This window comes from Erwinia aphidicola (assembly GCF_024169515.1).
Taxonomy (GTDB): Bacteria; Pseudomonadota; Gammaproteobacteria; order Enterobacterales; family Enterobacteriaceae; genus Erwinia; species Erwinia aphidicola.
Map to the genome: position 1 here is coordinate 21,111 of NZ_JAMKCQ010000002.1, position 14,569 is coordinate 35,679.

Here is a 14,569-nt window from a genome sequence, read left to right on the forward strand (position 1 = left end):
TCCTCTGGAGATTTCACCTTGAAATTTCCAGAGGAAAAACCAATTAATCATATAGTTAGGCATGAAAAACAGATGGAGAACAAATCATTTTTCAAGATGATCAGAGAGTATTTTCTCAAGCGCCTCGTCTATTGCGGTCTGAAGCTCGGGAGAAAGTCTGTTAAATTCATAGCTGAACATCCGGCCTTTTGTTTTCTTTCGCGCGTAACGGTTTTTATCTTCGAACTTCCAGATTGCCGTAGTGACCGTTTTGTCTTTGACCGATGAAGAGCCTATAACCAACGCCTCTTTTCGAATTTCCGCGATGAGTTTGTTCTTTACCTCATCATCAGCAAGTGATGAATCATCGCAGATGCCCCTGAAAACCTCACTAAGGTTTGATATCAACTCAGATAATTCAATCCCTTTAACGGACAGGATCTCCTCAATGCTCAGCAGTGACTTATAATCAGCAAACGAAAGCATGGCCTGCACCGGGAAGACTGATATAAGTTCCAGGGGAACGCTTGCTGCCTGAAGTGCTCTTGTAACAGTGGCCTGGGACAGATTTTCAGCTTCTGCAATGTCCTTCTGGGACATACCGCTATTCTTCAAGGTCTGCAGTCTCAACCCAACCTCACGAAGGTTATGTTCTCGAGCAGTCTGAATATCTTTTGCCAGTGCACGTGCTTCAGCCGGCGTCAGGTTCTCATCAGTAGTCAGAACATCCAGCCCGCATTTGCTGAGAATCGCTGATGCGCGGCGACGTGAGCCATCAAGGATCTCAATAACGTCATTTTTTCTGACGCCAATAGCCGGGAAAAACTGCTGTAACCTGATGGTCCGGGTAATGTCTTTGAGCGATTCAGCGGTCAGTGCTGACTGGTCGCGACCATTATTTTCAAGCACCACAAATGTAGTTCGTTCAACATCAGGCGCAGATACCCTGATAAGCGTAAAACGCACTTTTCTGCCAGAGGTCAGAGTAAATATTTGCTGGAACTCTTCAGCAGATGGTTCGCTTTTAAGAACAGGTGAGTTGAATGTGCGTCCAATAGTAGGTCGTGATTTACTCATACAATACCTCAGTTAACCCGGATAAATTCAAGACGGTCAAAGGCTGCCTTTGCAAAATCTTCTGCCGCCGCGCGTGCGTTTTTAAGGGCCTCACTGCTTCCAACATAGGTTGAAGGGTTAGCAGAAATCACCGTATCAAACGACTCTCCGCATCTTTCAAACCCATCGAGGCGGGGTAAAGCAGCATCAAGCATGTCGCCACCGAAAATTTCTTTTGCGAGGCTGTGACACATTTTATGGTCGGCTTTATTAGACAACTTCGACATAAATCCAATGTTTGCCAGAAGACGACATTCACATCCTGATGACTCAATAATGCTGACCAGTTCTGGCAATCTGGTGAGATATTTAAGCGTTGAGTGGAAGTCCACCTGAGCTGGCGGGACCGGTGTCATAAGAACATCAGCAGCTGCTATGGCATTGTTCAGGAAAGCATCAAGATGAGGACCGCTGTCTATGAAAATGAAATCATAATCGTGCTCAAGCTTTTCAACGATGTTTTGTCTTAATACAGCATGCGGGTTCTGTCCTGGAAGATGTTCAAGGCACAGCTGTTCCCATCCTGATGCAATGAAAGCATCGTCAATTGAAGCGGGTAACACATCCACGCCAGGAACAACCGAAGGCACAATGAACTCTTCAATCAGTTCTTCCCGACTGACGTTCTGTAGCATTGCCTGCGCGGATGTTGTGTCAACCATGCCCACGGCGCGAGTATGATTCAGAAACATGGTGGCAGAAGACTGCGGATCGAGGTCAACCACAAGAATTCGTAAATCTTCGTGCAGAAGGTGAGGGTGAGCGCGCATAGCGTGCGCGAGGGACACTGTTGATACAGTTTTGGATACACCGCCCTTCAGATTGCCGATAAATACGGTCAGTGCCTCCGAATGACGATCCCGGTACTTGGGTACGCCGCGGTGATGATAAATATCGATAATATTCTGAATGGTCATGGCATATTTTGTAGACGAACCCGCCGAACGTTTATCAAAAACATAACCATTTTCTTCCATCTCACTCACTGCATAATCAACGTTAGCCCGGGTAAGCTTTGGCAGCTTGGACAGTGCAGCTTTAGCATAAACCTGAAAGTATCTGTCTTCACTGAATTCCTGTTTCTGAGCTTGTATCTGGTCTGTTAAGGCCGTAAGCATCTTTCCTGCGCGAACCGCTATCTTTTCAGCCTGATGTGATTCAGTACTCATTGAATATCCTTTTATGTAGGAAATTACCATAAAATCAATAATCCTGCATATGAATCTAAAAATCAACATTTGCTTATAAATATTGCATGAGGATGATTCCTCAGCGTGCTGAAAGGCTGAGGGTAAGACAGCTGGGTTTAAATAATGAACCTGAGACAGAACCATAATGGTTTATGGTTCTGTCTCAGGTTGAACAAGCCGAAGGCGCGTTAGTCTCCGGGGAGGCGTATTTATCCACATATACAGCTCATATTTTTAAGAGATCTTTTTATATTGTTTTTAAACCTTTTTAGCCGGCTCTCAGCCCAGAGCTGACGCGGCCTGTAAAGAAGTTAACGTGACAAAATGCCCTGATGCTGTGACAGACTGCCCTCAAAACCGGGTTAAGCTGAGACAATTCGCCCTCAACAGTGTGACAAATTGCCCTTAACTATCTTTAAAAACATAGAGTTATTGACAAGTTTATGACAGCGTGACAACCTTAAAACTTGTCACGACACCGGAGCAAATGACACCCGATGACCACTGAAATACTACTGGCCGATAAACCCAGAAAAGTGGGTCAGCGCATCGTGCAGTCAAATGAACTGACGGAGGCCGCTTACAGTTTGTCTCGTGATCAGAAACGCATGCTCTATTTGTTTGTTGACCAGATCCGCAGAACTGAAACCCCAGGTAGCGAAGATTTCCACGACGGTAAGTGCGAAATTGCCGTAGCCCACTATGCAAAAACCTTCGGGCTGACCTCTGCAGAAGCAAGTAAAGATATTCGTAACGCCCTGAAGAATTTTGTCGGTAAAGAAGTCGTGTTTTACCGGCCAGAAGAGGATAAGGGAGATGAAAAGGGCTACGAGTCTTTTCCCTGGTTTATCAAACGTTCGCACAGCCCTGCACGAGGTCTCTACAGCGTTCATCTGAACCCGTATCTGATCCCTTACTTTGTCGGATTGCAGAACCGTTTTACCCAGTTCCGCCTGGGAGAAACCCGCGAGATAACCAGTCCCTATGCTATGCGACTCTACGAGTCTCTTTGTCAGTACCGGGGCGACAAGACATACGGTACCGTCATACTGGGTATTGAATGGATGATTGAGCGCTATCAGTTGCCACAGAGTTATACCCGCATGCCCGATTTTCGACGCAGATTCCTGATCCCGGTAGTCGAAGAAATCAATCGCCGCACTCCGTTAACGGTAAGCTATATCGAAAAGAAATCAGGACGACTGACCACCCACATCATCTTTTCATTTACCGAAGTGTGACATCCGGCACTCAGTTCTGTTTTCCGTGTCGCCATGTCAGGACATTCCGTCTTCGCCACGGCAAATCAGATATTGCCCCATAACGACTGTTCTGTGCTGCACCAATACAGATTGTCGCATTTGATGCTCTTCCTGAAGCAGTTCCATTTACCAACACTCTGAAACTGATCTCTCAACACTGCTCCCGGTAAGTGCAGTTTGTCACACCTGCACCCGGGCTTTATCTTCATGGTTAGAGATATTCATCGAGAAGAAGAGGGCAGATTGTCACAGGACGAATCACTGACTGATGTTCCCACAGAACTGGAAAGTGGGATACGTCAGGCTGAACAGAGTTCAGCAACCCTCACAGCATGCCGTCATTTCTGCCAGATTCTGAAATCTGGCATTACTGCAGGGGCAGTTTGTCACACCTGAACCTGATGAACGACGACAGGGCTTCATTATTAAGTGAGAACTTTTAAGTGCCTGTCAGGAAGTCAGGTACACAGCGCTGTGGCTATGAGGGCAATTTGTCACAACATGAACACGAGGATAGGGTGATGGCATCACATTTTACTGAGAGCAACTTGTCACGGTCTAATGCGAATCATGGAGATAACCTTCCTGTCAGAATACTGATGGCGGGTTGTCACAGCAGTCAGCCCCGCGATGACAGACTACTATTATGTTATGGCCAATCCTGGTGAGGGTAGTTTGTCACGTTTGAGAAAAGCTGGCCGGTGCCAACGAAGGCAAGTACACGATCCAGAAATGAATAAGCCTGTAGCCTGAACTGGAGGCCAGAGCAACCCTTAGCTGACTTCTGATGCCTGCCTGCTCACGTTTGTGGCAAGGTTGATGATTTGCCTGTGCCGAAGCTCACGCCGGTAGACCTTCCACATCACCTGCATGGCAGAATGTGGCCCGCCAGCAAGCCGTGTCTCCGGGTATCCACCCAGCCTGCGCAGCCTGCGCGCCAGACGGATGGCGCTCAGGCCGATCCGTGCATACTGCTTTTGCCTCTCATCAAACCAGGGGCCATTCTCAGGGGGATCCCAGAGATTATCGTAAACTTCATCAAGAACAGGCCCGACAGCTCTCAGGCGCACCGGCAGCTCACGAATGAAATAAAGTAATTCGGGCGGAACAGACTTCCACTCCCCGTCAATATCTTCAAGCATCAGCTCGGGTTCGGAGACGCTCGCGACCAGTTCAGCATCTTCCCGCAGAGCAACACCGTAATCTGCCGCCACCAGGGCACACTTCTGTGCAAACTCTTCCAGCCTGAAGATCAGCTCGGTGCTGATATAGCGGAACTCAGCCTCGCGCTTCTCTACGGCGTCTTCCTTCTCCCGCCGCCGTTTTTCTTCCAGCATCTGCAACTCACGCCGGCGGGTAAAGTGGTGGGTCAGTATCACGACCAGCAGACCGCCGGTGACGGTCACGGCAGCGGCCACCACGGGCCATGCGGTAAAAACGGTTTCAGCTGCTTCTGCCGTCATCAATACTCATCCCTTGCGTTTGTTATCCCTGCGGCACCTGACGGCAGCAGCAGCGCACGCGCGTCGCCAGCGTCCATCGAGAACCGCACCCCCAGCTGGCGGGTGACGTCGAGCGCCAGCACCTGGGTGTACCACTCGGTGCTCTTCTCATCCTTGTGCCCCATCATCGCCTGTATCACTTTCTTCGGCACCCCGTGCTGCACCAGGTGCATCGCAAACGAGTCCCTGAACGTCTTCGTGGTGATCGGCCGAACCGTAAAAGTTGCCCCGCCGCGCTGCGCCGCCATCACCGCCTGCCGTATCCAGGTACGGACGGTGTCGGGACTGCTCACGTCCCAGATGCGCTCGCCCTTTTTCGGCTGCACGGTGGCAAGGTATTCGCGCAGTCTCTGCACATACGCAGGATCGGTTAGGGGGAGGGCGCGCGGCGGGCTGGCTTCGGCCTCGCGCAGCGCGGCCTGCTCTTCCCGGGTCGGGCGTCCGCGACGCCGCGTTCGAGCAGCTGCCGTACGCTGCTTCAGGGTGTGAAGCACCACAAACGGCGAGAGCAGCGGTTGTCCGTGCGCATCGTCCAGCGCAAAATCTTCCGCCGTCAGCGGCAGCACCTCGTTCAGGCGGCCGCCGGTGTTCCAGAACGTGTCGATCAGCAGACGCTTCTTCAGGTCCGGCTCGTGGGACAGCAGGATGGCCACCTCGGGCGCCAGCAGGTAACGCGGCATGGCGGTGCCGAACGCGGCCGCGAGGTTTCGCAGCGCCACCGCCGCGCCGTAGTCGAAGTAGCGCGCCGCCGCCGGCACGTTTTCGGCGCCGATCGCGCTGTGCGAATTCTTTTGAGTTTCGCGGGGTAAGTTGCTCAATTTTTTAATCTCCGCATTGTCCGGGTGTTGACACCATTTTCGCCCATCTGTAAAGAAAAACCGACCTCAATAAATCAGCGTCCGGCTTTCCGGCGCGCGGCCGTTACCAGGCTATTTTCCTCTATGCAGAGAATAACCTGGTGAGTCTGTTAAGACACGCGCGGTATGTGTGGTGGAAAAACCGTCATTCCAGAAGTTAACATCCTGATGGGTATGGGAAAATCCGGGAAATGAGCCGCAGGGGAAGGCACCAGGCACTCTCCGCTGGATGCCTGGCGGACCAGTAAATAGCAGAAAACGGGGCCACTGCCTGACGCTGTATGCCCCATCCATCAGTAAAGCGTCACTGACCGGCTTGATTCATTGCTGACCTGCGCGGTCTTGGAGATCTGATTGGTTTGACCATCTCTTTGATACTGGTATTCAGTGAAAAAAGCCTGTCATATTTTTCACTTGTGAAATTTTCAGGACTCTATTGTGTCATCAACTGGTTATATTCATTGAGAGCTTTAATTAAACTATTAGGGTTACCTTCCAGCTTGAGATTCACTGACTTTAGCGCTGTTATGAGTGCATTATCCCCTTCTGGTAAAATAGACGATTTGTAATTTTTGTAAGCTAAACACAAGCTGAAAGTTTTTTGAAACCCTGGTTAAACCTGAAGTAATCCCGCATGGCTAATGCAATTCGATGACAAATAGCTTCTGATCTATCAAAGATCTCAACGTTTTCACTTTAATATCCGGAAAGAAATTATTTAACATCGTCTTTAAAAACGGACACTATCGATTAGAGCAACTGAGAATATTTATTTTAAATGAATTAACACCCTCCGCTCGGTTATAAACATTACCCATCATATTCTTGTTTTTAATCCAGGTGGATAAAGTTAGGATCCGTTATCCATCCACCTCATTTCCAGCGGATATCCATGGTTTGCTAATATTCTATCAAGCACCCGTAGGATCCGCTGTACCAGGATATTCAGGTCAAATTCGATATCCAGTGCTTCACGGTTAAAAATATCAACGAAATTGAAATTCCAAAGACGTCGTCCACATGTTAGTGCGTCGTGCATATGTAGTAGCAGGCTTCGGAAATAGCGGCCTCGCGGTATCGAACTTTTTTGTCCTGCCAGCTTCGACTATTTCAGTACGGCGATGATCTGGTGCTCATTGAATCGGATCTTACGCATAGCGATCTCCTTAGGGGACATAATCTGTGTGCGGGAAGATCTCTAAAAGTGAGTGGGCCGTTTTGGTAGGGGTCAGTTTGGATATCGAAAATTATTGTACGTTAAAGCTGTTTTTTGAACCCATCCTACTTTAACTGCAAAAAGAAGGTAGATCATGAAGGGGGGGCAGTTTAGTAGAGGGAGACGTTCGTATTTGGATCAAATTCCTTATGAGAGAAGGGCTCTAAGCGCTCAGAGCCATGACGCGATTGTTGGGGTAGTTATGACATCAGGTAGAGCACTGAACAGATTTATACATCCCCGCTCATAATCTGTTCAGCCTCTGTTTTTGATGTTTAGAAAATAGACTACCTCATCGTTCATACTTGGTGACGGGTGAAACTAAGTAAGTAATACTTTCCCCCTTATTATCACCTTGTGGTAATGGAAAGCTCCTTAAAGATGTCACATCCCCCCATGTGAAAAGCAAATCAGCTTTCTCCATTTTCTGCGTCAAGTCAGCAATAGTTATTTCCAGTATGCCGTCTTCTCTTACAGATGCGATAACGGCAAGAGAGTTCATAACTTTGAACTTAACATTAGATAGTACAATGTCGTAACCATTATTTGTGAAAATTACAGCGGCAACGGATTTCTTATCATCACCAGTAATAACATGAGCTAGATTATCATATATAGCCTGCGTTTTTTGTGCGGGTGTTTCCCCTTCTGTACTTGTAATCTCATAGTAGTATGATGTCGAGTTACCTTTTTCATGTTCAATCCAGACAGAAAAAATCTCACCTGATATAATTTCATTACTTTCATTTTTATTTATATCACGCCAGCTACCTGTTTGGGTCCCTACCTGCACTGTGATAACTTGTGGGGTTGGGAAACAATAGGAAAAACCATCGTGAATAACTTCAACTATTTTATCAGATGTTATTTTTCCTCCCAAAGTGATAAGCTTTTGAGTTCCGTCATTAAAATAAACATCCACATCACCATTCAGATTGCATTGATTGACGCTTGTGTACACAGGATTGTTAGCGGATGAATTGTCAATCGAAGAACCAGCGAATATATCCTTACCTGGGAGCGTTATAACGGATTTCTTGGCATTTTTTACGTTTTTTCTGGTAAGAATCATTGAGGCTATCCCTGTCTCCCCATTACTAATGACACCCGCAAAATCATCACTTCCCCAGTTGTTGTTGCCCCAGTCAATCAGAGGGTAACTGAAATTATCGACTTGCTCTACGGTTGTGCCTGGAATACGCTGCCACTCCCATAGTGGTTGTATGTTTCGATATTCATTTCCAGTCCTGATAATAAAATAGCTACAGCTTCCCATGTAATATCCTTTGAGATTCTCGCCATTGCCACTCTCACCGCCGACAGTTCTTGAAGATATTACCTTTGCCCACAGGCAATATTTCCCCGATATTTTTGCGAGATAATCATTAACCCAGTATGCCCTGCACCCGAGGTAGTAATCGTTACTTCCCTCATCACCATCAGCTCTGCGGATAAGTTCCTGCAACATTTCCGGATGCTCAGGAGTGGTATTCATAAGCTGTCTGCACCATCCAGCCAAAGCATTGCTACCATTCATACCCCGACTGATTGCCCGGCCACATACCTGAAAATCATATAATCTGGCATAACTGAACCAGCCCATCCCGTTTATGATGAAATCTTCAAGACTTCGGATAGCTGCTTTATTCAGAGAAAAAACACCATAAAGAACAGACTGAGTTTTGAATATGTTGCCTAACAGTACAGTTCCATAACTTCCTGCATACAACTGGGAGTATTTACCCGACTGAGGGTTATGCTGGCTGAATGAATTATCAACACTGATCCCTTCGCCGTCCTCCTTGCCGTGCCGGGTAACGGGTAAACATAGCGATGATATCGAATCCGAAGCTGCATAAGCTTCATTAAGGAAAGATGTTAGTCCTTCATTTCTCCATCCACTCATGGACCATAGTAATTGTATATATGCGAAGTCTGCCTGGTTAGCCCCTGTTTGACCCATAGAAGTGTTGGTTGTTCTCTTTAAATAACTAATACACTCGTTCAAGGGTGGTGGGGAATTTTTTTCTGTCAATATTATTAGAGTTTCTGAAACGATTTTTGCAAGTCCTATCTACCTGTCCCACCAGTTACTGGTCTTAAAGTCCTGGCTGGTATAAAAATGTATTGCTTCGACGGCTGACGTGTAATAGAAATCATTTTCTGAAACAGGATTGTAATGAATATAATTTGCAATATGCTTCGTTCTGTTCAAATGGTCATACAAAGGGGATGTATTACTTCCTGCATTAGTTCCTGGGTATGATATGTCGCTGAATTTTCCTTGGCTAAATCCATTAAGCCACCCATCGATTACCTCCTTTGACGGGGGCTGAGCAGCAGTCAACATCGCAAGGGCATTGTTGTATACTGTTTCTGCATCATGTGTTATATTGCCGCTTGCTTCATATTTTATTTCATATGTATAGTTATTTCCATTTGGCACCCAGACTTCGTTTCTATAACTACTCTGTAGCGGGGTTATTCTTTTTGTTTCTATGTTTTTCTCCCCTGCTCGCAAAAATAGACTATTCTTGTTTATGTGGTCAGATAAGTAGTATGGCCAGCCATACCTTGATGAGGTCTTATTATCAGTAATAAATTCCAATTCTTCATACAATAAATTACAACCTAGGCTACTTACCGAAACATTTATTTTTATTCCGGGGATAACTGGTCCCTCTGAGGAAATAACACCATCACTTTTCCAGCTATCGAGAAAACAGTTTGTGGGATATACAATCAGATCAGAGCTTTCCTTTGTCCATAATTTGTTTCTGTACTGGCTTCCAATAGGCGTTATATTCCCATTCTCATCCATTTCACCTGCGCGAATATTAATGCTGTTTGCATTTATTTTTTCAGCCAGTTTCATCGGCCAAGTATATTGTCCGGTTTCATTCTCATTCGGCGTGAAAATATTGCTTTCCAGTATTTTATCTGTTTGGGGATCTATAACAAAAGCACATATCTTCTCACCTGTCACGGCATCTCTGTCTGATTGAATATTCATCCCCGGGATTTCTTTCCATTCTGTTTTTTCATTCATAGCATAATCCTTTTCATTAATTCAGGAACTGCCCTCTTCCGGATATAATGTCTGTATACGGCATATCTGAGAAAGGCTGTATCCGGTAGCGACGGCTGTTTCACGGATGCTCAGTTTTTTTACTCTCCTGAAATATAGCACTTTTTGGTGCCGCTCGTGATCGGCCTGTTTTCCACGGTATTTACCCAGCGTATGGGCCCGTTCAATTCCCTGCTTTTGGCGCTGGCTGCGGCTCAGCCAGTCCTTATGCGACATCGCCGCCATCAGGTCGATAAGCATGTTATTGATGGCAGCTATTACGGCACGGGTGATCGGATCAGCCTGTGAAGGGGCTTTATCTGACAGCGCCTGCCACGAGGTGGGAATATCTAGGCTGACAATCCGCAGCTCGTGTTGTTCGATCTGCTTTTTCAGCGTTATCCAGTCGCTGTTGCTGAGACGGGTAAGACGGTCTATCTGCTCGACCAGTAAAATATCATTGCGGTGACTGTCCATCAGTAAGCGTCCCAGCTCCGGGCGGTCAAGTTTTGTACCGCTGATGTTTTCCCGGTAGTAGCTGGCTATTTTATGTCCCCGTTCCTCGACGAACAACTCCAGCATCTCTTTTGCCCGATCCGCGAACTGATCTTCCGTCGATGCCCTTAAATAAGCTCTGATGAACATTTTTTCACCACATCATCTCATTTAGGTTATTGCATTTATTCTATCGCATATAGGTTGTGTCATTCATCGTGTGCCGTCACGTTTTGATTATGGCGTCAGGGTGTACCCTTATGCGATAAGCATTTTTGTTAAAAATACCGCACTGAATAATTTATGAGGGAAACTATATGGCAAGGAGGCAGATTCTTTCTCTGTCGGAAAGAGAATCATTATTGGCATTGCCAGATGATGAGTTAACGCTGACCCGAATGGCCTATTTCAGTGAGCATGATCTGGCACTTATCAGTGCTCACCGTAAACCTGCCAGCCGTTTTGGTTTTGCCGTCCTTCTTTGCTACCTGAAAAATGTCGGCTTTGCACCGGATAAAAAAATCCCACCCTCTGATGCGCTGCTGAAGCATATCGCCAGCAGGCTAAAACTTACCGGGGATCTCTGGCCTGCTTACCTTTCCGGCAGGGATACAACCCGGCGTGAGCATTTAACCGAACTGTACCGCTATCTTGGCGTAAAGGCGTTCACCGGCAAAATACAGCAGGACAGTATTACACACCTGCTGTCGATGGCGACGCGCACCGATAAAGGTATTCTCCTGGCCGAAGAGTTACTGGTCTGGCTCCGGCAGAACAACGTGATAATCCCCGCGATTGATGTCGTGGAGCGTACCTGTGCGGAGGCCATGGCTGGCGGCGATAAAATCGTATTTCAGACCCTGAATGCCCCGTTAACTCCGGCTCACAGGGATGCCCTGGATCGTTTACTTGAGTCATCAGACAATCAGCCTTCCAGGCTGACATGGCTTCTGCAACCGCCGGGTAAAATCAATGGTAAGAACGTGCTGCAACATCTTGATCGGCTCAGCAGCATTGAATCGCTGGCATTACCTGAAGGTACAGATCGTACCATTCACCAGAACCGGTTGCTGAAACTGGCGCGGGAAGGCCGAAAGATGAGTAGCCGGGATTTGACCCGATTTTCAGCAGCCCGCCGTCATGCAATCCTGGTCTGCGTGCTGGAAGAAGCCAGAGCCACACTGACAGACGAAGTGATTGAGCTGCATGAGCGAATGCTGAACAGCCTGTTCAGCAAAGCCAAAAGAACACAGGCTGAGCGCCTTCAGCAGACCGGAAAGCTGATCCAGTCCAAACTGAGGCAGTACATCGATGTCGGTCAGGCGCTGTCTGATGCCCGCGATTCCGGTGGCGATCCATGGCTCGCAATAGAAAACATACTCCCGTGGCCCGAATTTGTCGCCAGTCTGGAGGAAACACGCCATCTCGCCAGAAAAAATAATTTTGACCCGCTGCATATTATTACTGAGAAATACAGCACATTACGGAAATATGCCCCGCGCATGTTGTCTGCTTTACAGTTAGTCGCCACCCCGGCAGCACAACCTCTGGCTGATTCGCTGGTTGTGATCAAGGATATGTACCGGAAGCAGTCACGTAAAGTTCCGGCGACAGCGCCGCTTGAGTTTGTCCCTGAAAGCTGGCGCAAGGTGGTGATTACACCTGCGGGTATTGACCGACAGTATTATGAATTTTGTGCGCTCAGCGAGCTTAAGGGGGCGCTGCGCTCCGGGGACATCTGGGTTAAAGGCTCACGCCGCTACAAAAATTTTGATGATTACCTCATTCCCGAAAAAGACTTTTACAACCTCACACCGGCGCTGCCACTGCCCGTATCTGCTGATTATCATGAGTACATTACCAGCCGCATGACTCTGCTTCAGTCCAGACTTGAAGAGGTCAATGCTATGGCTGCCCTTGGTGAACTGCCCGATGTGGAAATATCTGACAGGGGCGTAAAACTCTCTCCGCTGGATAACTGCGTTCCGGCACAGGTTTCACCGCTGGCAGAGCTGGTTTACAGCATGCTACCGCGACCTAAAATCACGGAAATTCTCGACGAGGTAAACAGCTGGACGGCGTTTACCCGTCATTTTTCGCATATAAAAAATGACATTACCCGTCCCGATACCCGCCTGCTCCTCACCACTATTCTTGCGGATGGCATCAATCTTGGTCTGACCAAAATGGCGGAAGCCTGCCCAGGTAGCACCAAATCATCACTCGAAGATATTCAGGCATGGTACATCCGCGACGCAACCTATTCAGCTGCTCTTGCTGAGCTGGTAAATGCACAGGGGAAAAGACCACTGGCGGCATTCTGGGGAGACGGGACAACTTCATCATCAGATGGACAGAATTTCAGAACAGGCAGCTCAGGCCGCTACGCAGGGCAGGTTAACCCTAAATATGGGCAGGAGCCTGGGCGTCAGTTTTATACCCATATTTCGGATCAATACAGCCCGTTTTACACCTGCATAATCAGTCGGGTCAGGGATTCAACCCATGTCCTCGATGGCTTGCTGTATCACGAAAGCGACCTGGAAATCAGGGAGCATTACACCGATACCGCTGGTTTTAGCGATCATGTCTTTGCCCTGATGCATCTGCTGGGATTTGCGTTCTGTCCGCGAATCAGGGATCTCCACGACAAGAAGCTGTTTATCAAAGGGAAATCGGACCAGTACCCGGCGCTTCAGTCACCGATATCAACGACCAGCCTGAATCTGAAAGAGATCGAACTTCACTGGCGTGAAGTGCTGCGTCTGGCAACCTCGATAAAGCAGGGAACCGTGACGGCATCCCTGATGCTGAAAAAACTGGCCAGCTATCCCAAACAAAATGGCCTGGCAAAGGCGCTGAGAGAAATTGGCCGCATTGAGCGGACGCTGTTTATGCTCGACTGGTTCCGCGATCCGGCACTTCGTCGGCGGGTCCAGGCGGGACTGAATAAAGGAGAAGCCCGTAACGCGCTGGCGCGCGCGGTATTCCTGCACCGTCTAGGTGAAATCAGGGATCGTAAACCGGAAAATCAGAGCTATCGCGCCAGTGGACTGACACTGCTGACGGCAGCTATCTCGCTGTGGAATACCGTCTATATGGAAAGGGCGGTCGATGCCCTGAAGCGTAAAGGGATGAAGATCAACGAGCAACTGCTGTCACATTTGTCGCCGTTAGGCTGGGAGCATATCAATCTGACAGGCGATTACATCTGGAAAAGCAACAGAATACCGGCCTCCGGTAAGTTTCGTCGGCTGAGGCCTGCTAAAACTTTTCAGTCATGAACGGAGCAACACCGAAGCCTGCACCTTGCCCAATTTCAGGGGGTCTGCGGCCCGGATCATTTCGTCCCACTGAAGGACTATTTTTCGGGGGTCTGACAGCCCTCTGGCAATATCATTCAGTACGCCATAATCAGCGTCATTGTAAATGCGCCAGAAAACCGAAGCACCGGCATCATCCAGACGCGTGGAAAACTGGTATCCCAGCAGCAAGAAAAGGCCAAAAACAAGATCGCTGGTCCCTGCGGTATCGGTCATCATTTCGGTGGGATTCAGTCCGGTTTCCTGTTCCAGAGGTTCATCAAAACTAGCGAGGGGAGAAATTGTCAGCCAGGGCTTTGGGCCTGAAATATCCAGCTGAACTGCCTCATTTTCGCAAAGGCGAGCGGCAACCAGCCTGTAACGGGTGTCCAATTGAAGACCCAGCGATTTTATTGTGTCTTGTGGATTCGTCGGGTGCCCCAAAGAACGATAAACTTTGATCCGGTTTGCCTGCCAGTCTGCGCCCTATAGTAATTTTTTTGCGGTGATCTCCCCACCGGTTACTGACAGTAACGAAGACATACCGCCGTCTCAGGCTGTCCTGCATTTTACTGAGAAAGCA

9 protein-coding genes and 3 pseudogenes are annotated in these 14,569 nt (G+C 48.1%); 2 read left to right on the top strand and 10 right to left on the bottom strand.

Annotated elements, in window-relative coordinates; translation table 11 throughout:
• Positions 1-84: 84 nt before the first annotated feature.
• Both J2Y91_RS22155 and J2Y91_RS22160 read right to left on the bottom strand, forming a co-directional pair.
• Positions 85-1,056, bottom strand: coding sequence for a ParB family protein (locus J2Y91_RS22155; protein WP_133625160.1), 972 nt, complete (start codon positions 1,054-1,056; stop codon positions 85-87).
• Positions 1,057-1,064: 8 nt separating this feature from the next.
• On the bottom strand, positions 1,065-2,264 hold the full coding sequence (locus J2Y91_RS22160) for an AAA family ATPase (protein ID WP_133625159.1): 1,200 nt from the start codon (positions 2,262-2,264) through the stop codon (positions 1,065-1,067).
• A gap of 518 nt (positions 2,265-2,782) precedes the next feature.
• On the opposite strand from J2Y91_RS22160, the gene repE reads away from it, so the two are divergent.
• On the top strand, positions 2,783-3,526 hold the full coding sequence (gene repE / locus J2Y91_RS22165; protein ID WP_133625158.1) for a replication initiation protein RepE: 744 nt from the start codon (positions 2,783-2,785) through the stop codon (positions 3,524-3,526).
• 794 nt (positions 3,527-4,320) lie between these two features.
• On the opposite strand, the gene J2Y91_RS22170 is transcribed toward repE, so the two are convergent.
• The 7 genes and pseudogenes from J2Y91_RS22170 to J2Y91_RS22195 all read right to left on the bottom strand — a co-directional run bounded on the left by J2Y91_RS22170 (position 4,321) and on the right by J2Y91_RS22195 (position 10,834).
• Positions 4,321-5,010, bottom strand: a complete 690-nt coding sequence (locus J2Y91_RS22170) for a hypothetical protein (protein ID WP_133625157.1) — start codon at positions 5,008-5,010, stop codon at positions 4,321-4,323.
• The gene (locus J2Y91_RS22175; RefSeq protein ID WP_133625156.1) at positions 5,010-5,867 is read right to left on the bottom strand and encodes a tyrosine-type recombinase/integrase; all 858 of its coding nucleotides are present in this window, start codon (positions 5,865-5,867) and stop codon (positions 5,010-5,012) included. The genes J2Y91_RS22170 and J2Y91_RS22175 overlap by 1 nt, the downstream gene beginning before the upstream one ends.
• 895 nt (positions 5,868-6,762) lie before the next feature.
• A pseudogene (locus tag J2Y91_RS22180) lies at positions 6,763-6,945 on the bottom strand (IS3 family transposase); the annotation flags it as partial.
• 2 nt (positions 6,946-6,947) lie between these two features.
• Positions 6,948-7,062 (bottom strand): annotated as a pseudogene (locus J2Y91_RS23145) (IS3 family transposase); the annotation flags it as partial.
• A 352-nt stretch (positions 7,063-7,414) separates the two neighbouring features.
• The gene (locus J2Y91_RS22185) at positions 7,415-9,157 is read right to left on the bottom strand and encodes a polysaccharide lyase family 8 super-sandwich domain-containing protein (protein ID WP_253539662.1); all 1,743 of its coding nucleotides are present in this window, start codon (positions 9,155-9,157) and stop codon (positions 7,415-7,417) included.
• A gap of 39 nt (positions 9,158-9,196) precedes the next feature.
• On the bottom strand, positions 9,197-10,171 hold the full coding sequence (locus J2Y91_RS22190; protein WP_253539665.1) for a hypothetical protein: 975 nt from the start codon (positions 10,169-10,171) through the stop codon (positions 9,197-9,199).
• A 21-nt stretch (positions 10,172-10,192) separates the two neighbouring features.
• Positions 10,193-10,834, bottom strand: a complete 642-nt coding sequence (locus J2Y91_RS22195) for a recombinase family protein (protein WP_133625154.1) — start codon at positions 10,832-10,834, stop codon at positions 10,193-10,195.
• Positions 10,835-11,001: 167 nt separating this feature from the next.
• On the opposite strand from J2Y91_RS22195, the gene J2Y91_RS22200 reads away from it, so the two are divergent.
• Positions 11,002-13,968, top strand: a complete 2,967-nt coding sequence (locus tag J2Y91_RS22200; RefSeq protein WP_253539668.1) for a Tn3 family transposase — start codon at positions 11,002-11,004, stop codon at positions 13,966-13,968.
• On the opposite strand, the pseudogene J2Y91_RS23150 reads toward J2Y91_RS22200, so the two are convergent.
• Positions 13,966-14,259, bottom strand: a pseudogene (locus tag J2Y91_RS23150) (Tn3 family transposase); the annotation flags it as partial. The gene J2Y91_RS22200 and the pseudogene J2Y91_RS23150 overlap by 3 nt on opposite strands.
• Positions 14,260-14,569 lie beyond the last annotated feature (310 nt).

Coding starts and splice junctions, on each gene's coding strand:
- J2Y91_RS22155 (WP_133625160.1), bottom strand. CDS start 1,056: ATGAGTAAATCACGACCTACTATTGGACGCACATTCAACTCACCTGTT.
- J2Y91_RS22160 (WP_133625159.1), bottom strand. CDS start 2,264: ATGAGTACTGAATCACATCAGGCTGAAAAGATAGCGGTTCGCGCAGGA.
- repE (WP_133625158.1), top strand. CDS start 2,783: ATGACCACTGAAATACTACTGGCCGATAAACCCAGAAAAGTGGGTCAG.
- J2Y91_RS22170 (WP_133625157.1), bottom strand. CDS start 5,010: ATGACGGCAGAAGCAGCTGAAACCGTTTTTACCGCATGGCCCGTGGTG.
- J2Y91_RS22190 (WP_253539665.1), bottom strand. CDS start 10,171: ATGAATGAAAAAACAGAATGGAAAGAAATCCCGGGGATGAATATTCAA.
- J2Y91_RS22195 (WP_133625154.1), bottom strand. CDS start 10,834: ATGTTCATCAGAGCTTATTTAAGGGCATCGACGGAAGATCAGTTCGCG.
- J2Y91_RS22200 (WP_253539668.1), top strand. CDS start 11,002: ATGGCAAGGAGGCAGATTCTTTCTCTGTCGGAAAGAGAATCATTATTG.